The organism is Blautia sp. 2227st1_G12_2227SCRN_220401, assembly GCF_039062885.1.
GTDB classification, from domain to species: domain Bacteria; phylum Bacillota; class Clostridia; order Lachnospirales; family Lachnospiraceae; genus Blautia_A; species Blautia_A fusiformis.
Genome location: NZ_JBCLNI010000007.1, coordinates 97,541 through 120,767, shown reverse-complemented (window position 1 = coordinate 120,767; position 23,227 = coordinate 97,541). Strand labels below are relative to the sequence as shown.

Annotated in this window: 19 protein-coding genes; 17 read left to right on the top strand and 2 right to left on the bottom strand. The window is 45.8% G+C overall.

The features are described 5' to 3' along the window. The first annotated feature begins 2 nt into the window (after window positions 1-2). The 11 genes from ABCM67_RS05420 (at window position 3) to ABCM67_RS05370 (ending at window position 13,250) form a co-directional block, all read left to right on the top strand. Entirely contained in the window at window positions 3-776 is a 774-nt protein-coding gene (locus ABCM67_RS05420; protein WP_015525298.1) for a carbon monoxide dehydrogenase accessory protein CooC, read from the top strand. 17 nt (window positions 777-793) lie between these two features. Continuing rightward, the gene (acsB, locus tag ABCM67_RS05415) at window positions 794-2,923 is read left to right on the top strand and encodes an acetyl-CoA decarbonylase/synthase complex subunit alpha/beta (protein ID WP_059085928.1); all 2,130 of its coding nucleotides are present in this window, start codon (window positions 794-796) and stop codon (window positions 2,921-2,923) included. Between the two features lie 172 nt (window positions 2,924-3,095). Continuing rightward, window positions 3,096-4,037, top strand: a complete 942-nt coding sequence (gene acsD / locus ABCM67_RS05410) for an acetyl-CoA decarbonylase/synthase complex subunit delta (protein WP_015525297.1) — start codon at window positions 3,096-3,098, stop codon at window positions 4,035-4,037. A 21-nt stretch (window positions 4,038-4,058) separates the two neighbouring features. Then, on the top strand, window positions 4,059-5,405 hold the full coding sequence (gene acsC / locus ABCM67_RS05405; protein ID WP_015525296.1) for an acetyl-CoA decarbonylase/synthase complex subunit gamma: 1,347 nt from the start codon (window positions 4,059-4,061) through the stop codon (window positions 5,403-5,405). A gap of 110 nt (window positions 5,406-5,515) precedes the next feature. After that, window positions 5,516-6,301, top strand: a complete 786-nt coding sequence (acsE, locus tag ABCM67_RS05400) for a carbon monoxide dehydrogenase/acetyl-CoA synthase methytransferase subunit (RefSeq protein ID WP_015525295.1) — start codon at window positions 5,516-5,518, stop codon at window positions 6,299-6,301. Between the two features lie 148 nt (window positions 6,302-6,449). Further along, window positions 6,450-8,390 (top strand): corrinoid activation/regeneration protein AcsV, encoded by a 1,941-nt coding sequence (acsV, locus tag ABCM67_RS05395; protein ID WP_147603539.1) that lies wholly within the window; start codon window positions 6,450-6,452, stop codon window positions 8,388-8,390. Between the two features lie 27 nt (window positions 8,391-8,417). Further along, the gene (locus tag ABCM67_RS05390) at window positions 8,418-9,080 is read left to right on the top strand and encodes a DUF3786 domain-containing protein (RefSeq protein WP_147603538.1); all 663 of its coding nucleotides are present in this window, start codon (window positions 8,418-8,420) and stop codon (window positions 9,078-9,080) included. Between the two features lie 98 nt (window positions 9,081-9,178). Beyond that, a complete protein-coding gene (locus ABCM67_RS05385; protein WP_147603537.1) occupies window positions 9,179-10,864 on the top strand; it encodes a formate--tetrahydrofolate ligase in 1,686 nt (561 codons plus the stop codon). A 98-nt stretch (window positions 10,865-10,962) separates the two neighbouring features. Beyond that, on the top strand, window positions 10,963-11,592 hold the full coding sequence (locus tag ABCM67_RS05380) for a cyclodeaminase/cyclohydrolase family protein (protein ID WP_021977714.1): 630 nt from the start codon (window positions 10,963-10,965) through the stop codon (window positions 11,590-11,592). Window positions 11,593-11,606: 14 nt separating this feature from the next. Then, window positions 11,607-12,458 (top strand): bifunctional 5,10-methylenetetrahydrofolate dehydrogenase/5,10-methenyltetrahydrofolate cyclohydrolase, encoded by an 852-nt coding sequence (locus ABCM67_RS05375; protein WP_021651424.1) that lies wholly within the window; start codon window positions 11,607-11,609, stop codon window positions 12,456-12,458. 30 nt (window positions 12,459-12,488) lie between these two features. Then, complete coding sequence (locus ABCM67_RS05370) at window positions 12,489-13,250, top strand: glucosaminidase domain-containing protein (protein ID WP_342992600.1); 762 nt, start codon at window positions 12,489-12,491, stop codon at window positions 13,248-13,250. A 424-nt stretch (window positions 13,251-13,674) separates the two neighbouring features. Here ABCM67_RS05370 and ABCM67_RS05365 read toward each other — a convergent pair whose 3' ends face one another. Further along, the gene (locus ABCM67_RS05365) at window positions 13,675-15,183 is read right to left on the bottom strand and encodes a 4Fe-4S dicluster domain-containing protein (protein ID WP_118608062.1); all 1,509 of its coding nucleotides are present in this window, start codon (window positions 15,181-15,183) and stop codon (window positions 13,675-13,677) included. Window positions 15,184-15,583: 400 nt separating this feature from the next. On the opposite strand from ABCM67_RS05365, the gene ABCM67_RS05360 reads away from it, so the two are divergent. From ABCM67_RS05360 to spoIVA, 4 genes are all read left to right on the top strand, one after another. After that, a complete protein-coding gene (locus tag ABCM67_RS05360) occupies window positions 15,584-16,063 on the top strand; it encodes an NAD(P)H-dependent oxidoreductase subunit E (protein WP_015525285.1) in 480 nt (159 codons plus the stop codon). Beyond that, the gene (locus ABCM67_RS05355) at window positions 16,060-17,931 is read left to right on the top strand and encodes an NADH-quinone oxidoreductase subunit NuoF (protein WP_021653014.1); all 1,872 of its coding nucleotides are present in this window, start codon (window positions 16,060-16,062) and stop codon (window positions 17,929-17,931) included. The genes ABCM67_RS05360 and ABCM67_RS05355 overlap by 4 nt, the downstream gene beginning before the upstream one ends. Before the next feature lie 15 nt (window positions 17,932-17,946). Next, window positions 17,947-19,644, top strand: a complete 1,698-nt coding sequence (locus ABCM67_RS05350; RefSeq protein WP_015525283.1) for a [FeFe] hydrogenase, group A — start codon at window positions 17,947-17,949, stop codon at window positions 19,642-19,644. Between the two features lie 145 nt (window positions 19,645-19,789). Beyond that, complete coding sequence (gene spoIVA, locus ABCM67_RS05345) at window positions 19,790-21,259, top strand: stage IV sporulation protein A (RefSeq protein ID WP_022426914.1); 1,470 nt, start codon at window positions 19,790-19,792, stop codon at window positions 21,257-21,259. A 36-nt stretch (window positions 21,260-21,295) separates the two neighbouring features. Here the strand turns inward: spoIVA and ABCM67_RS05340 are convergent, their stop codons facing one another. Beyond that, window positions 21,296-21,457: a hypothetical protein gene (locus ABCM67_RS05340; RefSeq protein ID WP_195634832.1), complete on the bottom strand. Its 162-nt coding sequence runs from the start codon at window positions 21,455-21,457 to the stop codon at window positions 21,296-21,298. A 140-nt stretch (window positions 21,458-21,597) separates the two neighbouring features. Here ABCM67_RS05340 and ABCM67_RS05335 point away from each other — a divergent pair, with 140 nt between their 5' ends. Continuing rightward, a complete protein-coding gene (locus tag ABCM67_RS05335) occupies window positions 21,598-22,428 on the top strand; it encodes a transglutaminase-like domain-containing protein (protein ID WP_195634833.1) in 831 nt (276 codons plus the stop codon). Between the two features lie 16 nt (window positions 22,429-22,444). Then, window positions 22,445-23,107 carry a hypothetical protein gene (locus ABCM67_RS05330; RefSeq protein ID WP_195634834.1) on the top strand — a complete coding sequence of 221 codons (663 nt, stop codon included), beginning with the start codon at window positions 22,445-22,447 and terminating at the stop codon, window positions 23,105-23,107. Window positions 23,108-23,227: the final 120 nt, after the last annotated feature.

Sequence of the window (23,227 nt, the reverse complement as noted above, 5' to 3'; positions counted from 1 at the left end):
AAATGAAAATAGCAGTAACCGGTAAAGGCGGAGTAGGAAAGACAACTTTCGCAGCAACACTTGCAAGACTATACGCAGATGAGGGAAAAAAAGTCCTTGCGGCGGATGTGGATCCGGATGCGAACCTGGGTCTTGCCCTTGGATTTGACGAGGAAACCTTGGATTCTATTGTTCCAATCTCAAAAATGCGTAAGCTCATAGAAGAACGCACCGGAGCCAACAGCCAGAATCAGTTTTATAAACTGAACCCAAAGGTAGACGATATTCCGGATACTTATGGAAAAACCTGTAATGGCGTAAAGCTGCTTGTCCTTGGAACTGTGGAAACAGGTGGAGGCGGATGCGTCTGTCCTGAACATGTGATGCTTAAAAGAGTGATCAATAACCTTGTGATCCACAGAGATGATGTGGTGATCATGGATATGGAGGCCGGCCTGGAACATCTGGGCCGGGGCACCACGGAGAGCATGGATGAATTTATTGTAGTGATCGAACCAGGGGCAAGAAGTGTACAGACATATAAGAATGTCAAACGTCTTGCAAAGGATCTGGGAGTTTCTCAGGTTAAGGTCGTGGCCAATAAGGTAAGAAATCCGGAGGATGAGGAATTTATCCGGAGTAAGATCCCGGCAGAGGATCTGCTTGGAATGATCCACTACAATACAGAAGTTATAGATGCTGATCGTCAGGGAAAATCTCCCTACGATTTCAGTGAAACTGTAACAGCTGAAATCAGAAAAATCAAAGACAAAATTGATCAGAATTCAATTCTGTAAAAATAGGAGGTATTACAGTGACTTTATTTGATAGAGTATTCGGCGGAAACGATGCTGTATATGGTTTAACAGAGGGTGCTATTGACGGCGCGATCGCTCAGTATGGCGAAGACAAAGCTGTCAGCTTCCCGAATACCGCTTACAGCCTTCCTTGCTACTATGCTGTAACAGGAACAAAAGTTACAACATTAAAAGAATTAAAAGAAGCTCTTGGCGTTGTAAAAACACTTATGACAAGAGAGAAAAGACTGAACGATGCATTCATGTCCGGTGTTGCTACAGCACTCTGCGCAGAGTTCATCGAGGTTCTGAAATATATCGACGGAGCAACTCCTTACGAAGAGCCATGCTATGGACATCTTGGTGATGCTGTTATCCGTGAGCTCGGTGTACCGCTTGTAACAGGTGATATCCCAGGCGTTGCTGTTATCCTTGGTGCTGCTCCTACTACAGAAGAGGGTGTTGCTCTTGTAAAGAGCTATCAGGCACAGGGTATCCTGGTAACACTTGTTGGCGGAATCATTGATCAGGTTGCAGAAGCCGGAATGAAGACAGGTGCCAACGTTCGTGTTATTCCTCTTGGAAAAGATGTTACATCTGTTGTTCATGTAGTTTCCGTTGCGATCCGTGCAGCTCTGATCTTCGGTAACGTAACACCTGGAGATGCAGGAACACTTATGAAATACACAATGGATCGTGTACCGGCATTTGTTAACGCATTCAAACCTCTGGATGATGTGATCGTAGCATGCGGTGCAGGCGCTATCGCACTTGGATTCCCGGTTGTTACAAATGAGACAGAGAATATCTTCCGTGTACCGAAGAGCCTTATCGTTCAGGAGGACGTAAGCAAATTCAACGCTACTTCCCTTGAGGCACGTGACATTAAGATCAAAATTACAAATATCGATATTCCGGTTGCTTTCGCATCTGCATTCGAGGGTGAGATCATCCGTCGTAAAGATATGCAGGTTGAGTTCGATGGTTCCCGTGTAGACTGTGCAGAGCTTGTACAGACCTGCGATGCTTCTGAGATCGAGGATCACAAGATCACAGTAATCGGACCTGAAGTAGATGAGATGGAATTCGGCAGCAAGAACAGCATTGCATATGTTGTTAAAGTTGCAGGTAAGAATATGCAGTCTGACTTTGAGCCGGTTATCGAGCGTAAATTCCACAACTACATCAACTGTATCGAGGGTGTATACCATACAGGACAGCGTGATATGCAGCGTATCCGTATCAGCATTGAGGCATTTAATGCAGGCTTCAGAATCAAACATATCGGTGAGGTTCTTTATGCATCTGTTAAGAATGAGTTCGATGCGGTTGTTGATAAATGTGAGGTTGTTATCTATACAGATCCTGCTGAGTGTACAAGAATCCGTCATGAGGTTGCAATTCCGATCTTTGACAAACGTGATGAGCGTCTTGATACTCTGACAGATGAGTCTGTTGACGTATATTACAGCTGTATCCTTTGCCAGGCATTCGCACCAAGCCACGTATGTGTAGTAACACCTGAGAGACTTGGTCTTTGCGGTGCGGTTTCATGGCTGGATGCAAAAGCTACACATCAGCTTGACCCAGCTGGTCCTTGCCAGATCATCACAAAAGAGCGTCCGATCGATGAGAATCTTGGTTCTTATGAGGACGTTGATGAGGCAGTTCAGAAATTCTCCCAGGGTGCTCTGGAGCACGTTACACTGTACTCCATCATGCAGGATCCGATGACTTCCTGCGGATGCTTCGAGTGTATCTGTGGTATCGAGCCATTCTCCAACGGTGTTGTTATTGCTAACCGTGAGTATGCAGGCATGACACCACTTGGAATGACATTCCCTGAGATGGCATCCATGACAGGTGGTGGAGTTCAGACACCTGGATTCATGGGACATGGTAAACATTTCATTTCCTCCAAGAAGTTCATGAAGGCTGAGGGCGGTATCGAGCGTATCGTATGGATGCCGAAAGAACTGAAAGAATTCGTAGCTGACAGACTTAATAAGACTGCAAAAGAGCTTTACGGAATCGATAACTTTACAGACATGATCGGTGATGAGACGATCGCAGAAGATCCAGAGACACTGGTTGCATTCCTTACAGAAAAAGGACATCCGGCTCTCGGACTTGATCCGATGATGTAATTTATCCGGGAGAAAGGATGTGCGGACATCCTTTCTCTTGTAAACTGTTAAAAAGTTTGTTGATTTTTTAACAGAAATATAGTGCTGCATCTTGCCAATAACTGGTGCTATGTAGTATAATATAAGAAGCTCTGTAGTTTTTAATTATTATTTTTAAGGAGGCTAACGAAAAATGCCGTTTAATCAGAAACCACAAAAGTTCAATGCAAAGATTAATGCTGTCACAATCGGAAGCGGAGATAAGACTGTGACAATTGGTGGGGATTGTACATTCCCATTTTATTCCTTTGACGCAGAGTCAGAGAACTGCCCGAAGATCGGTGTAGAGATCTCTGATATGGGTCTTGAGGGCGTATCTGAAGGTATCAAAGCTTACTATGAAGGCGCTACTACAATGGCTGACATTGCTAAGAAAGCTGCAGCTATGGAGGGTGCTGACTTTGTTGCACTTATTCTTGAGGGCGGTGACCCGAACGGTGTTAACAAATCTATCGATGAGCTGATCGCAGTTGTTAAAGAAGTTGCAGATGCAGTTGACTGTCCACTGGTTGTAGAGGGCTGCAAGAATGTTGAGAAGGATGCAGAGCTCCTTCCGAAGGTTGCAGAGGCTCTTCAGGGCAGAAATGCACTGATCCTTTCCGAGAAAGAGGAGAACTACAAAGCAATCGGTGCAGCAGCAGGTCTTGCTTACAATCAGATCGTAGGCGCTGAGTCTGCCGTTGATATCAACCTTGCTAAACAGCTTAACGTTGTTACTACACAGCTTGGTGTAGATGCTAAGAAGATCGTTATGAATATCGGTAGTGCAGCAGTTGGTTATGGATATGAGTACGTAGTATCTACTATGGACCGTATCAAAGGTGCCGCTTTAGGGCAGAATGATAACATGCTGCAGATGCCTATTATTACACCTGTATCCGCTGAGACATGGAATGTTAAAGAGGCAATGGCTTCTGAAGCAGACATGCCGGCATGGGGACCACAGGACGAGCGTGGAATCGACATGGAAGTTGAGACAGCAGCAGCTGATCTTGCAGCTGGTTCTGATGCAGTTATCTTAAGACATCCGGAATCTGTTAAGACAATTTCCAAGCTGATCAAAGCACTTGCGTAATAAATAGGAGGATAAAGAGCTATGGCACTGAATGGTATTCAGATCTTTAAATTAACACCAAAGAAAAACTGTAAGGAATGTGGATGCCCTACATGTATGGCTTTCTCTATGAAAGTTGCACAGGGCGCTATGAAAATTGAGCAGTGTCCTCATATGTCCGAGGATGCATTAGCATCTCTTTCTGAGGCAACTGCACCGCCAATGAAAACTATCAAGATCGGAACAGGCGATGGAGAGTTTACACTTGGTGGAGAGACTGTTCTTTTCAGACATGAGAAGACATTTGTAAGCAAAACAAGATATGCCGTATCACTTTGCACATGCATGAGTGATGAAGAAGTAGAAGCAAAACTTGCAGAGATCCCACACGTTGACTATGATCGTATCGGTGAGAGAATGCATGTAGAGCTTGTGTATGTAAACTGCGATGAGAATGCAGATGCTGCAAAATTTACAGCACTTGTAGAGAAGGCTAAAGGTCTTGGAAGAACACTGATCCTTGGCTGTACAGATCCTGAGATCGCAAAAGCTGCCCTTGAAGTATGTAAGGACGGCAAACCGGTTCTTAACGGAGCAAACGCTTCCAACTACGAGGCAATGAGCAAGGTTGCTACAGATGCAGGCGTAGTTCTCGGTGTATCCGGTAAGGACATCAATGAGTTATATGATACTACAGCAGCTATTGAGAAACTTGGCAACAAGAATCTTGTACTTGATACAACAGGAGCTGACATCAAAGAGACCTTTGCAAATACTGTACAGGTTCGTCGTGCAGCTCTTAAGAATCAGGACAGAACATTTGGTTATCCTTCTATCGTTAACCTTGTTAAACTTGCGAAGGGTGACAAACATTTACAGGCAGCACTTGCTTCCATGTTTACTATGAAATATGGTTCTATCATCGTTATGGAGCAGATGACATATGCAGAGGCACTTCCGCTGTTCGGTCTTCGTCAGAACGTATTTACAGACCCGCAGAAGCCAATGAAGGTAGAACCGGGCATTTATCCTCTGAACGGAGCAGACGAGAATTCTCTCGTTGTAACAACAGTAGACTTTGCTCTTACATATTTCGTAGTATCTGGCGAGCTGGAGCGTTCCGGTGTTCCGCTTAACCTGGTGATCAATGATGCAGGCGGACTTTCCGTACTTACATCCTGGGCAGCAGGTAAATTCTCCGGAAACAGCATCTCCGAGTATATCAAAGAGAATGTTGAGCCGAAGGTTAAATGCAGAAGACTGGTTATTCCTGGTAAAGTAGCAGTTCTTAAGGGCGATCTTGAGGCTAAGCTTCCTGGATGGGAGATCATCGTAGGACCAAGAGAAGCAGTACAGCTTGTGAAATTCTTAAAAGACCTTGATGCATAAACTTAAGGTTTAAGAAATCAGCTGTCCGGCAATATCGCCGGCAGTTATAAACGGCTGTGCAGGTTTGCTGCACAGCCATATCCTACTAATATGTAAAGGAGAACACGAGTATGGCAAAATTTGTAACAATTGGGGAGAGACTTTCAACAACAGCACCGGCAGTAAATAAAGCATTTACTGAGAGAGATCCTGAGCCGATCATCAAAAGAGCAAAACAGCAGCTTGATGCGGGCGCTACATATCTTGATGTAAACATCGGACCGGCTGAGAACGATGGCGAGGACCTTATGAAATGGGCAGTACAGCTCCTTCAGTCTGAGTTTGACAATGTTCCGCTTGCTCTGGATACTACAAATCAGAAAGCTATTGAGGCTGGTATTTCCGTATACAACAGAAGCAAAGGTAAACCGATCGTAAACTCTGCAGATGCTGGAGACAGAATTTCCAATATCGACCTTGCAGCAGCTAACGATGCGATCTGTATCGCACTTTGCTCTTCCGGTATGGTTGCATCAGACAATGACGAGCGTATGATGCATTGCCAGAACATGCTTGAGAGAGGTCTTGGCCTTGGTATGGAAGCAGAGGATCTCTGGTTTGATCCGCTTTTCCTTGTTGTAAAAGGAATGCAGGACAAACAGATGGAAGTTCTTGAGGCAATCAAGATGTTCTCCGAGATGGGTCTGAACTCCACTGGCGGTCTTTCCAACAACAGTAACGGTATGCCAAAACATATCCGTCCGATCATGGACTCTGCTCTTGTAGCTATGGCTATGATGAATGGTCTTACATCTGCAATCGTTAACCCTAACGACCTTCGTCTTATGGAGACAATCAAATCCTGTGACGTATTCAAGGGTAACACACTTTACGCAGATTCTTACCTTGAGATCTAATTTGGCGTGTGAACAAAACAGGAGCGCTGTTTCAGAGGCTGGGGGCTTCGGCCTTCAGCCTCTTTTTTACTAATATAGTTTAGTCTAACTCCCAACGCCACAGGTGGAAGACGAATAACTTTTACGAGGCGAGAAAGGTGGTTGCCGAATGTTTAAGGTGACTTTTGCTTTTGAAAATGGCAGTACGGTAGAAGCATTTGCTAATGCGGGGGATAATTTGCTGGAGGTTGCTCGTGGTGCCAATGTGGCTATCGATGCACCATGTTCCGGAAACGGAGCCTGTGGAAAATGTCGGGTACAGTTAAAAAGCGGAGAACTGGACTCAAAGAAAACTCTTCATATTTCGGATGAAGAATATGGCGCAGGCTGGCGTCTGGCCTGTATGAGCAAGATCAGTGCAGATGTGGAGGTTCTTGTTCCGGATATTGCATCCGCATATAAGAGCCGAATGAAAGTGGCTGATTTGAGCTCAAAAGAAGAAATCGCTATTTTTGAAAATGCCAAGCATGAAGTTGAGATGGCTGGCATAGAACTTACAAACAGTCTTGATGTTGTGGAACTTCAGATGGATATTCCATCACTGGATGATACCATGCCGGATAATGAAAGACTGACCCGTGCACTTCAGAAGTTTATGAACCTGAAGCGTGTCAGAATTCCGTATGCGGTGCTTAAGAAGCTTCCAGATGTACTTCGTGAGAGTAAATTTTCTGTGAAGTGCGTGGTTCGTACAGCACCAAATGACATGTATGTTTATGATATTTTTGACAGTAAGAAAGATGTTGTGATCGGCGGTCTTGCTGTAGATATCGGTACCACAACCGTTTCGGCAGTCCTGATCAATATGGAAACAGGAGAGATCCTGGCCAAGAGTTCTTCCGGAAACGGACAGATCCGTTTTGGTGCGGATGTTATCAACCGTATCATCGAATCTCAGAAACCTGGCGGAAAGAAGAAACTTCAGGATGCGGTGATCAAAGAGACCATTAACCCGATGATCCATGAGATGTGCAGAAGTATTCATTTCCCGGAGAAACAGATCTACCGGATGTGTGTTGCTTCTAATACAACCATGAATCATCTGTTTGCAGGGATCAATGCGGATCCGCTTCGTATGGAACCGTATATTCCTACGTTTTTCAAAACAAATTCCTTGTTTGCATCGGATGTGGGAATTGAGATCAATCCGGATGCACATATTATCATGGCTCCGAATATCGGAAGCTATGTAGGTGGAGATATCACTGCCGGTACACTGGTAAGTATGATCTGGAACAGACCGGAATTTTCTCTGTTTATCGACCTTGGTACTAACGGAGAGCTTGTATTCGGTAATTCCGATTTTATGATGAGCTGTGCATGTTCCGCAGGTCCTGCCTTTGAGGGTGGAGATATCAGCTGCGGTATGCGTGCTACAGACGGTGCTATTGAGGCATGTACCATTGATAAAGAAACTATGGAGCCGACATATAAGGTTGTAGGCGAACCTGGAACCAAACCGGTAGGACTTTGCGGTTCCGGTATCATTGATGTGATCAGTGAACTTTTTATGACAGGAATCATCAATCCGAAGGGAAAATTTGTCCGTGAGGGCAAAAGAATCCGTCACGATCATTATGGCATGGGAAGCTATGTGATCGCGTTTGAAGAGGAAGCCGGTTCTGCCAAGGATGTTGAGATCACAGAAGTAGATATTGATAATTTTATCCGTGCCAAAGGTGCTATTTTCTCTGCAATCCGTACTATGCTGAATTCTCTTGATTTCGATGTGTCCATGATCGATGACGTATATGTTGCCGGTGGAATCGGAAGCGGGATCAATATGGCTAATGCAGTGCATATCGGAATGTTCCCGGATATCCCTCTTGAGAAGTTCCATTACATTGGAAACTCTTCTCTTACGGGTGCTTATCTGATGCTTCATTCCACATCAGCAGAGAAGAAAACCTATGAACTGGCTTCAAATATGACTTACCTGGAGCTTTCTACAGTTCCTACCTATATGGATGAGTTTGTAGGTGCATGCTTTATTCCGCATACGGACACAAATCTGTTTCCGTCTGTTATGGAAGAACAGCAGAAGAGATAAAGCAGACTAAAACAGCAGAGGTAAAACATGGCTTTTAGTATAAATGACTTGAATTATGAAAAAGACAGCAAAGAAAGAATGCCCTGGGAGCATTATACAGAGGAGTTCGCTAAGGCAGACCCGGCAGAAATTGCCGGACGTCTTTCACTTCCTTATGACGAAGAGAAGAAAGAACTGACTCTGAAATTCCTGGGAAGCGTTTATTATATTTCCTGGCCGGATTTTCAGGTAACTCATGAGGAAGATGATGCGGGATTTTATCCTCTTGAGGAAATGCATTATGCAAAGATCCTTGCTATCCGTTTTCTGCTGAACGGGAATGTATCTCAGGGAAGCGGAAGGTTTAAAACATACAGGGAAATGCCCTGGGGAGAGGTTTATCTCCGTCAGTTTGATGGCAGATGCATCAAACGCCTGGCTTTCACATATGGAAACAGACTTAAGGATTTCAAGGAGATCATGGAACACATCCATGCGGTTCCCGTGGATTATGGAGATATTGCATACCAGGTGGAGATCTTTCCGGGATATGTAGTTCAGATGATCCTCTGGGAGGGGGATGATGAATTTCCGCCGTCCTCACAGATCTTGTTTTCTGATAATTTTCCGGTTTCCTTTGCGGCTGAGGATATGGCCGTTATGGGAGACGTTATCATTGGGTCTTTAAAGGCATTTCTGAAATGTCTTTAAAAATGAAAAATAGTTAAGAACAGGATGGGACCTGTTTTTATAGAGATGCAGTTTTAAGGGATTAAAAACTGTAAAAATACCTAAAGGGAGGTAACATTATGGGATTTAAAAGTGACATCGAAATTGCACAGGAGTGCGAAATGCTTCCAATTACACAGATTGCAGAGAAGGCAGGTATTGACGACAAATATCTGGAGCAGTACGGTAAGTACAAAGCAAAAATTGATTACAATCTGTTAAAAGAGAGTGACAAGAAAGATGGTAAGCTGATCCTCGTAACAGCTATCAACCCGACACCTGCAGGAGAGGGAAAAACAACAACAACCGTTGGTCTTGCAGATGCAATGCAGAAAATGGGCAAAAAAGTAATGGTAGCTCTTCGTGAGCCATCCCTCGGACCGGTATTCGGTGTAAAAGGTGGTGCAGCAGGCGGCGGTTATGCACAGGTAGTTCCGATGGAGGATATCAACCTTCACTTTACCGGTGACTTCCATGCGATCGGTGCGGCAAACAACCTTCTTGCAGCAATGATCGACAACCATATCTTCCAGGGCAATGACCTGAACATTGACCCGAGAAAGATCACATGGAGACGTTGCGTGGACATGAACGACCGTCAGCTTCGTAATGTAGTAGATGGTCTTGGCGGAAGAACAAACGGTATGCCTCGTGAAGACGGATACGACATCACAGTTGCATCTGAGATCATGGCAGTTCTTTGCCTCGCAAGTGACATCAAAGACCTGAAAGAGAGACTTTCCAGAATCATCATCGGATATACCTATGGTAAAGTTTCCGAGCAGAAACCGGTAACAGCTGGTGATCTTCATGCAGAGGGTGCTATGACAGCACTTCTGAAAGATGCCCTGAAACCAAACCTTGTACAGACACTGGAGCATGTTCCTGCAATCGTACACGGCGGACCATTCGCAAACATCGCTCATGGATGTAACTCCGTAACAGCTACAAAGATGGCTATGAAACTTGCAGATTATGCTATCACAGAGGCTGGATTCGGTGCTGACCTTGGTGCAGAGAAATTCCTTGACATCAAGTGTCGTATGGCAGGCCTTCATCCAAGCGCAGTTGTTATCGTAGCTACTGTTCGTGCGCTGAAATACAACGGTGGTGTTCCGAAGGCAGATCTGAACAACGAGAACCTTGAGGCTCTTGAGAAAGGTCTTCCAAACCTTCTGAAACATGTAAGCAATATCAAGAATGTATACAAACTTCCATGTGTAGTTGCTATCAATGCATTCCCGACCGATACCAAGGCAGAGCTTGACCTGGTTGAGGCAAAATGTAAAGAGCTTGGCGTTAACGTTGCACTTTCCGAGGTATGGGCAAAAGGCGGCGAAGGCGGCATGAAGCTTGCTGAGGAAGTAATCCGTCTTGTTGAGGAGCCGAATGACTTCACATATGCTTATGAGCTTGAGGGATCCATCGAGGATAAACTGAATAACATCGTACAGAAAGTTTACGGTGGTAAGAAAGTTGTTCTTACAGCAAATGCTCAGAAACAGGCAAAACAGCTGGAAGCACTTGGATTTGGCAACTGCCCGATCTGTGTTGCTAAGACACAGTACAGTCTGACTGATGATCAGACAAAACTTGGTGCACCGACAGACTTTGAGGTAACAGTACGTAACCTGAAGATTTCCGCAGGTGCAGGATTCATCGTTGCTCTGACAGGTGAGATCATGACTATGCCAGGTCTCCCGAAAGCTCCGGCAGCAACCAAGATCGATGTAGATGAGACAGGTAAGATCACAGGTCTCTTCTAATCGGAACATAAGATCAAAAACAACCGGAGGGGGCTTTTTATAAAGCCCCCAATGGGCTCTAAAGAGTGCTAAAATAAGAATATAAGGAGGAGAGTCCTATGGGATTTTCTACAAGTACTTGTACTGAATTTGTCGAGGTATTAAGCTCCAAGGCACCGGTTCCAGGCGGCGGTGGCGCTTCTGCTCTTGTAGGTGCGGTTGGTACAGCTCTTGGAAACATGGTTGGAAGCCTTACTGTCGGTAAGAAAAAATATGCAGATGTAGAAGATGAAATGTGGGAGCTGAAAAAGAAATGTGATCAGCTTCAGAAAGATTTCCTTCATCTGATCGAGAGAGATGCGGAAGTTTTTGAGCCTCTTTCCAAGGCTTACGGAATGCCGAGAGAGACAGAAGAAGAGAAGGCTGAGAAGGCTCGAGTAATGGAAGCTGCCCTCAAGGAAGCATGCTCTGTTCCTATGGAGATCATGGAGAAATGCTGCGAGGCTATTGAACTTATCGTTGAGTTCGGAGCAAAAGGTTCCAAGCTTGCAATCAGTGATGCTGGTGTAGGTGCTGCATTCTGCAAAGCAGCTCTTAAGGGAGCAAGCCTGAATGTGTACATTAACACAAAATCTATGGCTGACCGTGCGTATGCAGAGGAATTAAACAAAAAAGCAGACGCTATGCTTGAGAAATATACAAAGATCGCAGACGAGACATTTGACAGTGTTCTCGGAAGACTGAAATAGGAGGAACCAGACAAATGGCAAAGCAGTTATTAGGTAAAGAAGTAACAGCGGCTCTCAATGAAAAGATCAAAGCGAACGTTGCAGAGCTTCAGGCAAAAGGTGTAGATCCTACACTTTGCATTATCCGTGTTGGTGAGAATCCAAGCGATATTTCCTATGAGAGAGGTGCTACAAAGCGCTGTGAGACTCTTGGTGTTGCATGTGAGAAAATCCTTCTTCCGGAGGATGTTTCCCAGGATGAGCTTCTTGCAACCATCGATAAAGTAAACAAAGATGACAAGATCCATGGAGTTCTTCTGTTCCGTCCGCTGCCAAAACATCTGGATCAGGCAGTGATCGAGAATGCACTTGCAGCAGAGAAGGATGTTGACTGTATGACAGATCTTTCCATGTCTGGTGTATTTACAGGCAAGAAGATCGGATTCCCGCCATGTACACCGCAGGCATGCATGGAGATCCTTGATCACTATGGAATCGACTGCACAGGTAAAAAAGCGGTTGTGATCGGAAGAAGCCTTGTAGTTGGTAAACCGGCTGCAATGATGCTTGTTAAGAAAAATGCGACAGTTACTATCTGCCACACAAGAACCGTTGATATGCCATCCGTTGCAAAAGAGGCGGATATCGTTATCGTTGCAGCTGGCCGTGCTGGTGTTGTTGGTGCTGACTATGTCAGAGAGGGACAGACTATTATCGATGTTGGTATCAATGTCAATGCAGAGGGCAAGCTTTGTGGTGATGTTGATTATACGGCAGTTGAGCCAATCGTTGATGCGATCACACCGGTTCCTGGCGGAGTAGGAAGTGTTACAACTTCTGTTCTTGTAGGTCATGTGGTTGAAGCTGCAATGAGAAAAGCGCAGTAATAACAGTAATAAAGGGTTGATCATTTATATATGTACAGATTCCGAAATAGTTTTTGTTTACGGATGATGGTACTTGCAGGCGTTCTGGTGTTCGGAACGCCTGCAGGTGTTTTGGCAGAGGAAGCGGATCATTCTATGGAGGGTCAGATTTCGAAGCCTCAGTCATCTGGAGAGAGTGATACAGAGGGTTTTGTGGATGATTCCACAGATAATACTTATGGATATTATACGATCATGGGGTGTACCACAGTGGATGCGGAGGATATGGTAGTGCAGTATGAGGCGCAGAATGTGGAGTATCCTTCCGGCATCCTGACGGAGGGTGGTGCACCGGATATTGATACGTTTTGCACGATTGTGATAGAGGAAGCGGATGCGGAGGGCGTCCGTGGAGAGGTTGTTTTTGAGCAGGCCATGCTTGAGACCGGATGGCTTCAGTTTGGTGGGGATGCCAGTGCAGGGCAGTTTAATTTTTCCGGACTTGGGACTACCGGTGGTGGTGTTGCCGGTAATTCTTTTCCTGATGTAAGGACGGGGATCCGGGCGCAGGTGCAGCATCTGAAGGCTTATGCTTCTTCGGAGGAGTTGAACCAGGCTTGTGTGGATAATCGGTTCCAGTATGTTTCCCGTGAGAGTGCGCCTTATGTGGAGTGGCTTGGGATCCAGGAGAATCCTTATGGTGGCGGATGGGCCGCCGGGAGAAGTTATGGATATAAGCTTAGGAGTCTTCTGGCGGAGTTGAAGGGGGAGGAGTATACCTGGCCGGAGAGTACGGAGACGGTGGAGAAGTAGTGGTGGTGGCGAACGGGACGGCCCGGAAGGGAGTGCGGTTCTGTCCGCGGCCGGGCTTCGTCGGCGGCTGGATCTAAGGCGCCGGGATTCTGCTAAAACCATTTTCCAAAAGCCAGAACTCGCGGCTTTTTGCCGCTCAGACAGCTGGCTTTTGAAAAATAACGCAGAAGTCCCGCCGCCTAAGATCCAGCACACCTCCTGCAGAGTCGTCCGCAGACAGAACCGCACTCCCTTCCGGGCCTGTGCGTTGGCGGTGTTAGGTTGTCTGGCTATGGGGAAGGATGTGGATGAGGGATGGAGGCGGGCTTTGCCCTGTCCTGGTTGATAAAAAATGGAGATGTAACCTGGATTTTTAATCATCTAGGTTGCATCTCCGTTTTTTATTTAATAATGCTTAAAAAGTATTTCGATATATTGGGGGTATTTAGTTCAACTCCAGGTTTTCCAGTTCCTGTGAGGGGAGTTTTGGTTCTGAGCTGTCTACGTATTTTTTGAGGGCCTTGGAGGTTTTTGCGAAGCCGGCGTTGGTTCCGGCGCCTCCGATGCAGCCTCCGGGGCAGGCCATTCCTTCGATCATGCAGTTTTTGATCTTGCCGGCTTTTGCCAGAGTGAGGACTTTTTTGCATTCGGCAAGGCTTTCTGCGTGTTCGATGTGGACTGGTACATCGGGATAGTATTCCTTCAGACAGTTTTCGATGGCTCCGGCTACGCCGCCTGCAATGGCGTAGCCTCGTCCTGCTGCGGTTGCGGCCTGGGTTTCTTCCGGGAGCTCTTCGCAGGTGGATGGGGTGATGCTTTTGGCGTCGAACAGGCCCCAGAGTTCCTCGAAGGTGATCACGAAGTCTACATCACTTCTTACGGAATGACGCATGGCTTCCAGTTTCTTGGAGGCGCATGGTCCGATGAAGACTACTTTCGCATGGGGGTGCTCTTTTTTTACGATCCGGGCAGTTGCCACCATCGGGGTCAGCTCCTGGGAGATGTTGTCGATCATAGCCGGGAAGTATTTTTTTGCCATGACTGACCAGGATGGGCAGCAGGAGGTGAGGAGGAACGGGAGGTGGCCGGTTGCTACTTCTTTGGCGTAGTGGTGTGCTTCAGAGATGCAGCCGATGTCTGCGCCCAGTGCTACCTCATAAATGTTTGAGAAGCCCAGCTGTTTGAGAGCGGAGCGGAATTGGCCCGGGGTGACGTCTTCGCCGAACTGATTGATGTAGGCGGGGGCGATTTCTGCAATGATCTCAGTTCCTTCTCGGAGGGCATGTGCCAGCTGGAAAATCTGGGATTTGTCGGAGATAGCTCCGAATGGACAGCTGACCATGCACATGCCGCAGGATACGCATTTATCCTGGTTGATGGAGGCGCGTCCCTGTTCATCGCTCTCGATGGCTTTTACACCGCAGGCACGTTCGCAGGGGCGTTCTTTATGGGCGATGGCATCGTAAGGACAGACAGCTTTGCATCTTCCGCAATGGATACATTTGTCCTGGTCGATGAAGGATTTTCCGTTTACCATGGAAATGGCGCCTTTGGGGCAGGTGAGTAAACAGGGATGTGCGACACAGCCGCGGCACATGTTGCTGACTTCGTATTTGTTGGATTCGCATGCGGAACATGCGGAAGGGATCACCTGCATAAGAGGTGGTTCATAATATTTCTCGTCAATGTTGCTGGCCTTCACGCCATCGGTAAGGTGGACGGAACGATTTTCCGGGCGGAGGGAAAGTCCCATGGCCAGACGGACACGTTCGCTTGCAACAGCTCTTTCACGATAGATGCTTTCACGGTATTTCGCGCGTTCCTCTACAATATTGTAGGGAATGGATTCGATATCATGGATCATTGATTCGTCCGTGGATTCAAATCCGATCTTAGCAATTTCGGTAAAAATCTTTCGCCGGATCTGTTTTACTGGTGTGTCAAGATTTCGCATAGATGTTCTCCTTTACAAAATAAATTAATTAAATGTTTTCCACGCACTTTTTATCTATCTTAAAGTAATTGAGAAATAAAATCAATAACCGGCTTTAATGTTTTGGGGCAGAAACAAAGAGCAGATTTGTATCTTTATTATCAAAACTGTTAAAAATTGAACATATTTTATGGAAAATAGATATAAAATCAGTAAGCCGTTGTAAACATTTCGATATATTCTGAAAAAAGCAAAAAAACTGCTTGTGAAAAATGACCATATAAGTTATAATTAAAGGCATGAAATAGTGCAAAATAATGATTTGCATAAATGCGCGGCACTGACAGAGTGTTAAAGCATTAACCTGTAGTGGAACAGGTTGATCAAGTGGAAAATCTATGAGAAACAAGGAGGGAACCGAATGTTAGACCAGACGTATTACAGAAAAACGGACGAGATCATCGAGCACTACGGCCGGAAAGCTGCATCACTGATTCCGATCATGCAGGATATTCAGGCTGAGTACCGTTATCTTCCGGGAGAGCTTCTTACTTATGTTGCGGAACAGATTGGTGTAAAAGAAGCGAAGGCGTACAGTGTAGCTACTTTCTATGAAAACTTTTCCTTTGAGCCGAAAGGCAAGTACATCATCAAGGTATGTGACGGTACTGCCTGTCATGTACGTAAGTCCATGCCTGTAAAGGAAGCAATGCTGAAGGAACTTGGACTGAGTCATAAGAAGCATACTACAGATGATATGATGTTTACCGTTGAGACAGTTTCCTGTCTTGGTGCCTGCGGACTTGCACCGACACTGACTGTAAATGATGAAGTTCACCCGAAGATGACTCCTGAGAAGGCTGTTGAGCTTTTAAATGAATTGAGAGGTGAGAGCGTATGAGTATAACCAGTATGGAAGATCTGAAAAACAAACAGGCTGAGGTTAAGAAGAATCTTGATGGCTATACCTGCCGTGTTCTCGTCTGTTCCGGTACCGGATGTATTGCTTCCGGTGCTCAGAAGATTTATGAAGAAATGTCAAGACTCTGTGAGGGAATCGAGGGTGTTGCGGTTGAGATGCAAAAGGATGTTCCTCATGTAGGAATCGTTAAGACCGGATGCCAGGGCTTATGTGAACTGGGTCCTCTTATGAGAATTGAACCCTATGATTATCAGTATGTACATGTTCAGGTAGACGACTGTCGCGAGATCGTAGAGAAGACCGTGATCTGCGGACTGCCTGTCGAGCGTCTGTTTTATCGTCATAATGATGAGGCCTGTCCACATCCCAGTGACATTCCGTTCCTGAACCAGCAGACAAGGATCGTTCTTGAGAACTGTGGCAAGATCGATGCAGAGTCCATTGATGAATATATTTCCGTAGGCGGATTTTCCGCTATGGCGAAGGCTTTCTTTGAGATGACCCCACAGGGTGTTATCGACGAGATCTCGAAGTCTGGTCTCCGCGGCCGTGGCGGTGCAGGCTTCCCTGCAGGCAAGAAATGGTCACAGGTTGCACGCCAGCCGGAAAAAGTCCGTTATGTAGTATGTAACGGTGATGAGGGTGACCCGGGAGCATTTATGGATGGTTCCGTAATGGAAGGTGATCCTTACAAGATGATCGAGGGTATGGTGATCGCTGCCTATGCAGTAGGTGCAGAAGATGGTTATATTTATGTGCGTGCCGAGTATCCTCTTTCTGTACAGAGACTTCGAATGGCTATTGAGCAGGCAGAGTCCTATGGCCTTCTTGGTGATAATATCCTTGGTTCCGGTATTAATTTCCACTTACATATCAATCGCGGTGCCGGAGCGTTCGTATGTGGTGAAGGTTCTGCCCTGACTGCTTCTATCGAAGGCAACAGAGGTATGCCTCGAGTAAAACCTCCGAGAACGGTTGAGCAGGGTCTGTGGGGTAAGCCTACCGTCCTCAATAACGTAGAGACCTACGCCAACGTACCGAAGATCATCCTTCAGGGTGCTGACTGGTTCCACACCATCGGTACAGAGGGAAGCCCCGGAACAAAGACCTTCTCACTTACCGGTTCCATTGAGAACACTGGCCTTATCGAGGTGCCGATGGGAACAAGCCTCCGTCATATCATTTATGACATCGGCGGCGGTCTTAAGAGCGGTGCTGCATTTAAGGGTGTACAGATCGGCGGTCCTTCTGGTGGATGTCTGATCGACGATCAGATCGATCATCCGCTTGATTTTGATTCTGTTAAGAAGCTGGATGCCATCATGGGTTCCGGTGGACTTGTTGTTATGGATGAGAATACCTGTATGGTAGAGGTTGCGCGTTTCTTCATGAGCTTTACACAGCGTGAGAGCTGTGGTAAATGTGTTCCCTGCCGTGAGGGTACCAAACGTATGCTTGAGATCCTGGAGAGAATCGTTGCAGGTAAGGGTGAGCTTTCCGATCTGGATGAGCTGGAAGAGCTTGCAAACATGGTTCAGAGCATGGCCCTGTGCGGACTCGGTAAGAGTGCACCGCTTCCGGTCATCAGTACTCTGAAGCGTTTCCGTGACGAATATGTAGAGCATATCGTAGATAAAAAATGTCGTGCGAAGGTCTGCACGGCGCTCCGTCAATTCCATATCAATCCTGAGTTCTGTATCGGCTGCGGCAAGTGTGCAAAGAACTGTCCGACTGGTGCGATTTCAGGAAAGATCAAGCATCCACATGTAATCAACAATGACGTATGTATCAAATGCGGATCCTGTAAGGATAACTGTAACTTTGATGCGATTTATGTGGAAGCATAGAAGGGAGGATATCTTATGGGTACAATGACAATTGACGGAAGAAAAGTAGAATTTACTGACGAAAAAAATGTCCTGACAGTCATCAGGAATGCCGGTATCAATATCCCCACACTGTGCTATCATTCAGAGGTTTCCACCTTTGGTGCCTGTCGTCTCTGTACAGTTGAGGATGACAGAGGCAAAACATTTGCCTCCTGTTCCGAGCAGCCGAGAGACGGAATGGTTATCTATACCAACTCCGGTCGTATTAAGAAATATCGTAAACTGATCGTGGAGCTGCTTCTTGCAGCACATTGCCGTGACTGTACAACCTGTGTAAAGAGCGGCGAATGTATCCTGCAGGAGCTGGCACATCGCCTTGGCGTGCGGGATATCCGTTTTGAAAATACAAGAGAACAGCACGAGATCGATGACAGTTCACCGTCCATCATCCGTGATCCGAACAAATGTATCCTCTGCGGCAACTGTGTACGTGCCTGCGAGGAACTTCAGGGAATCGGAGCTCTTGGATTCGCATTCCGTGGAACAGAGGCCATGGTTATGCCTGCATTCAATAAAAAGATTGCTGAGACACAGTGTGTAAACTGTGGTCAGTGCCGTGTTTACTGTCCGACAGGAGCCATCTCCATTCGTACACATATGGATGAGGTTTGGGATGCACTTGCGGACAAGGATACCCGTGTGGTTGCCCAGATCGCGCCGGCAGTCCGTGTAGCAGTTGGTGATCACTACGGCCTCACAAAGGGCAGGAGCGTTATGGGCAAGATCGTCAACGCACTCCACAGAATGGGCTTTGACGAAGTATACGATACCACATTCAGTGCCGATCTTACTATTATGGAAGAGACCAAGGAGTTCTTAAACAGAGTAGAGAAGGGTGAGAACCTTCCGCTTCTGACCTCCTGCTGTCCTGCATGGGTGAAGTTCATCACAGATCAGTATAAGGAATATGTTCCGAACATTTCTACCTGCCGTTCCCCACAGGGAATGATGTCTGCGGTTATCAAGGAATACTTCCGTGATCCGGAGCATGCAGCAGGCAAGAAGACCGTTATGGTTTCCATTATGCCATGTACAGCCAAGAAGGCAGAGGCAATCCGCCCCAACAGCTTTACCGATGGCGAGCAGGATACCGATATCGTTATCACAACCACAGAGCTTCTCCGCATGATCGATAACTTTGGTCTTGATTTTGCAACACTGGATCCGGAAGCATGCGATATGCCGTTTGGATTTGGTTCCGGCGGTGGCGTTATCTTCGGTGTTACCGGTGGTGTTACCGAGGCAGTTCTTCGAAGACTGAGCCCGGATCACAGCAAGGAAGCCATGCATGAGATTGCAGAGTGCGGTGTTCGTGGTGAAGAGGGAATCAAGGAATTTACCGTACCGTACAAGGGAATGGATATCAATGTATGCGTAGCCAGTGGCCTTGCAAATGCAAGAACCGTTATGGAACGTGTAAAGAACGGCGAGGCAAACTATCATCTGATCGAGGTTATGGCATGCCGCCGTGGATGTATCATGGGTGGAGGTCAGCCGACCAGATCCGGTGACAGAACCAAGGCAGCCAGAGCAAGAGGTTTGTACAATGCAGACAATACCATGATCATCAAGAAATCCGATGAGAACCCACTGGTTCTGGAGCTTTATGAGGGACTCCTCAAAGGCAAAGAGCATCATCTGCTTCACAATGAGTTCTATATCAAAGACTGATATGAGGAATACAAAGGGCTGCTGTTCCCGGTGAACAGCAGCATATAAGAAGCCTTCCGGGCATATACTGTGGTATGCGGGAACTGTCTTTTTTAAGACGTTTCCCGGAACTTACAGGCCAGTATATGCAGGGAGGCTTTTTTATATGGAAAACTTTCAGGTTTACCGTGATATCCAGGCGCGGACGGGCGGGGATATCTACATAGGGGTTGTGGGACCGGTCCGTACAGGAAAATCCACATTTATCCGGAGATTTATGGAGCTGATAGCACTGCCATCGATCAGCGAGGGAAAAAGAGCAGAACTTCAGGATGAACTGCCATTAAGCGGTGCCGGAAAAATGATCACCACCGTAGAACCCAAATTTATTCCAAAAGAAGCAGTGGAAGTATCCATAGGGGAAAACCAGAAAATTCGGGTAAAACTCATTGACTGTGTAGGCTTTCTGGTAAAAGATGCATCCGGAAATGTGGAAGAAGGCAGGGAGCGGATGGTCAAAACTCCCTGGCAGGAAAAAGCAATCCCGTTCCATGATGCAGCCCGCATTGGAACGGAAAAAGTGATCAGCCAGCATTCCACCATTGGGATTGTAGTCACAACAGACGGAAGTTTCGGGGAGATTCCCAGAGAAAATTTTATCCCGGCAGAGGAACAGACCATAAAAGAGCTGAAAGTCCAGGGAAAACCCTTTCTGATCCTGGTAAACTCCCAGACTCCCTACAGTGAGGAAACCGGAAAAACTGTAAAACATCTGGAAGAGAAATTTGGAGTATCCGTTCTGGCAGTCAACTGTGAACAGCTTCGAAAAGAGGATGTGACCAGAATCCTGGAGAAGATCCTTTATGAATTCCCGGTCAGTGAGATAGAGCTTTTTGTTCCCAGATGGGTGGAGATGCTTTCTCCGGAACATGAGGTAAAGGCGGCTCTGTTAAATGAGATTCGGGAAAAGATGACCAGACTTACTCATGTGCGTGATGTAAGCAGAGAATCAGTATATCTGGAAAGTCCATATGTGGAAGATACATTACTTGAGCAGGTCAGTCTTTCCGATGGAAAAGTCCGTATCCGGATCGCAGTAAAAGACATTTATTATTATCAGATGCTCAGTGAAATGAGCGGGATATCCATGGAAAGCGAATATGAACTGATCCAGACCATAAAAGAGCTTGCCGGTATGAAGGAACAATTTGTAAAAGTCCAGGCTGCCCTGGAAGCGGTAAAAGGAACAGGGTATGGGGTTGTGGTGCCTGAGCTTTCCGAGATCACTATTGAGGAACCAGAGGTGATCCGTCAGGGAAATAAATTCGGAGTAAAGATCCGGTCAAAAAGTCCGTCCATTCATATGATCCGGGCGGGAATCGAAACGGAGATCGCTCCGATCGTTGGTACAGAACAGCAGGCGGAGGACCTGATAAAGTATATCAGAGAAAGCCCGGAGAGAGGGGAAAGTATCTGGGAGACCAATATTTTCGGAAAATCCATCCAGCAGCTGGTGGAAGACGGAATCCGGAACAAGCTGGCCATGATCAGCGAAGAAAGTCAGGTGAAGCTTCAGGATACTATGAAGAAGATCGTAAATGACAGCAAAGGCGGACTGGTGTGTATCATCATATGAATGGAGAATAGAATTGCAAAGCAAAAAGGACGTTCTTCAGCAGACGTCCTTTTTTTGATGTTGTTTTTTCCATTCTGCGATAAACTGAAGCTGTTCCTGGTCAGATAGTTCCTGGGAAGCGGCGTCATTTCCTGCAGCGGCACAGCAGAAAAGAACAAAGATCTGGAGTCCGAAGAATACAAGAAAAAAGAGAAACATAGAAAAACCTCCTTTATTTTTCAGATATGTTAAGTATTGGAGGAGATAATGTATTTTATACATTATATTGCAAGAAAATCAGAGCAATGCTATAATTATCACCGGGTATGAAGATTTTTAAAACAGGAGGAAAAGAAACCATGAAAAAGAGAAGATTCGCACAGCTTGTTCTCATGATCACAATGCTGTTTTGCCTGACATTTGGCACAGTGTGTGCGCAGGCGGCAACAACAGCAACCACAACAACCGCAAAAGCAGCTGTTAAAAATGGCTGGAAAAAAGAGGGCGGTCAGTATTATTACTACATCAAAGGTAAAAAAGTTACCAACAAATTAAAAAAGATCAATGGTGCGATATATTATTTAGGCTCGAATGGTGCAAGAAAGACCGGATGGTATACAGTAAAATCCGGAAATACCTACAAAACCATGCAGTTTGCTTCCAACGGAAAATACACTGGGAAATCCAAAAAAGCAAATGCAGAACTGATCAAGATGACAGATTCAGTGCTTCGCAGCCAGAAGATTTCTGCAAGTTTGACTACAACTGCGCAGAAAAAAACGGCTCTTCAGAAATTGTTTAACTATTCCAAAAAATATGGATATATGAGAATGAAGGGCTTTGACGGAAAACCTTTGCAGTTTACAAAAGGTAAAAGCCAGATGTTTGCATATCTGACCATGGGAATGGAAAAAGGAAACTGCTACGGTGTTGCATCAGCCTTTGCAGTACAGGCTAAACGTGCAACAGGACTTCCGGTCCGTGTATGCTGGGGAAAAAGTAATGTATTTAATAAAAATAAATGGCAGCCACATGGATGGACAGAGATCAAGATTGGAAATACCTGGTATACATTTGATGCAAATGCAGCAGGAAACAAATCCAGAAAAGATGTTAAATATTATATGCAGAAATCTTCATCCATGAAAAAATACTATAAAACTGAAGGAAGAGAAGATATCGTTCTCTAAAGAACAGGAGCAGATCATGAAAAAGTGGACAAAGAAGATCCTGGCAGCAGTACTTTGTCTGATGATGCTCCAGATGCCGGCAGCTGAACCGCTTATTGCGGTTCAGACTGTACAGGCAGCATCTACAGCCAAGGTAGCCAAGGTAAAAAACGGTCTCAAAAAAGAGGGCGGACAATACTACTATTATGTGAAGGGAAAAAAAGTAAAGAATACATGGAAAACCGTGACTGTCGCTAATAAGACTACCGGCAAAAAAATGACATACAGATACTATTTTTCCAACACCGGAAAGGCTTATAAAGGTGGAACATTCTTCGGGGAGAACTATCTTCTTGTAAAAAAGATCGGCGGGAAATACTATGGATTTAACCGGTATGCACAGATGGTAAAAGGCGTTTATTATTCCGCATATGGACAGTCCAGAGCTGGATTTTATGCTTTTAATATAAAAACTGGTGTATACGATGCCAGAACATCTTCAAGATTAAGGAAAGCATTTGTAAGAGAAAAGAGTTCTGTAGCACTGCGGAAAGCCCTTGGCAGACCTCTTCGTACCAGAAAGACAGATGGCTGTTATGGTGACGGACAGGAATATCTGTTGGAATACACAAGATTCTGGGTCAATACATACAAAGACAAAAAAGGGAAGGAAATCGTACTGGACGTGATCAGCAAATAAGATTCGCCAGACCGATAAATAAATATAATTATGGTTTTCAGTTCAATGGTATTTCTGTGTGTATTTCTTCCGGCTGCTTTTTGTCTGCATCTCCTTTTACCTGGGATGCGGGCCAAAAAT

What these genes read in the sequence shown, in the direction of transcription:
- ABCM67_RS05420 (WP_015525298.1), top strand. Translation starts at nt 3, where the DNA reads ATGAAAATAGCAGTAACCGGTAAAGGCGGAGTAGGAAAGACAACTTTC.
- acsD (WP_015525297.1), top strand. Translation starts at nt 3,096, where the DNA reads ATGCCGTTTAATCAGAAACCACAAAAGTTCAATGCAAAGATTAATGCT.
- acsC (WP_015525296.1), top strand. Translation starts at nt 4,059, where the DNA reads ATGGCACTGAATGGTATTCAGATCTTTAAATTAACACCAAAGAAAAAC.
- acsE (WP_015525295.1), top strand. Translation starts at nt 5,516, where the DNA reads ATGGCAAAATTTGTAACAATTGGGGAGAGACTTTCAACAACAGCACCG.
- acsV (WP_147603539.1), top strand. Translation starts at nt 6,450, where the DNA reads ATGTTTAAGGTGACTTTTGCTTTTGAAAATGGCAGTACGGTAGAAGCA.
- ABCM67_RS05390 (WP_147603538.1), top strand. Translation starts at nt 8,418, where the DNA reads ATGGCTTTTAGTATAAATGACTTGAATTATGAAAAAGACAGCAAAGAA.
- ABCM67_RS05385 (WP_147603537.1), top strand. Translation starts at nt 9,179, where the DNA reads ATGGGATTTAAAAGTGACATCGAAATTGCACAGGAGTGCGAAATGCTT.
- ABCM67_RS05380 (WP_021977714.1), top strand. Translation starts at nt 10,963, where the DNA reads ATGGGATTTTCTACAAGTACTTGTACTGAATTTGTCGAGGTATTAAGC.
- ABCM67_RS05375 (WP_021651424.1), top strand. Translation starts at nt 11,607, where the DNA reads ATGGCAAAGCAGTTATTAGGTAAAGAAGTAACAGCGGCTCTCAATGAA.
- ABCM67_RS05370 (WP_342992600.1), top strand. Translation starts at nt 12,489, where the DNA reads ATGTACAGATTCCGAAATAGTTTTTGTTTACGGATGATGGTACTTGCA.
- ABCM67_RS05365 (WP_118608062.1), bottom strand. Translation starts at nt 15,183, where the DNA reads ATGCGAAATCTTGACACACCAGTAAAACAGATCCGGCGAAAGATTTTT.
- ABCM67_RS05360 (WP_015525285.1), top strand. Translation starts at nt 15,584, where the DNA reads ATGTTAGACCAGACGTATTACAGAAAAACGGACGAGATCATCGAGCAC.
- ABCM67_RS05355 (WP_021653014.1), top strand. Translation starts at nt 16,060, where the DNA reads ATGAGTATAACCAGTATGGAAGATCTGAAAAACAAACAGGCTGAGGTT.
- ABCM67_RS05350 (WP_015525283.1), top strand. Translation starts at nt 17,947, where the DNA reads ATGGGTACAATGACAATTGACGGAAGAAAAGTAGAATTTACTGACGAA.
- spoIVA (WP_022426914.1), top strand. Translation starts at nt 19,790, where the DNA reads ATGGAAAACTTTCAGGTTTACCGTGATATCCAGGCGCGGACGGGCGGG.
- ABCM67_RS05340 (WP_195634832.1), bottom strand. Translation starts at nt 21,457, where the DNA reads ATGTTTCTCTTTTTTCTTGTATTCTTCGGACTCCAGATCTTTGTTCTT.
- ABCM67_RS05335 (WP_195634833.1), top strand. Translation starts at nt 21,598, where the DNA reads ATGAAAAAGAGAAGATTCGCACAGCTTGTTCTCATGATCACAATGCTG.
- ABCM67_RS05330 (WP_195634834.1), top strand. Translation starts at nt 22,445, where the DNA reads ATGAAAAAGTGGACAAAGAAGATCCTGGCAGCAGTACTTTGTCTGATG.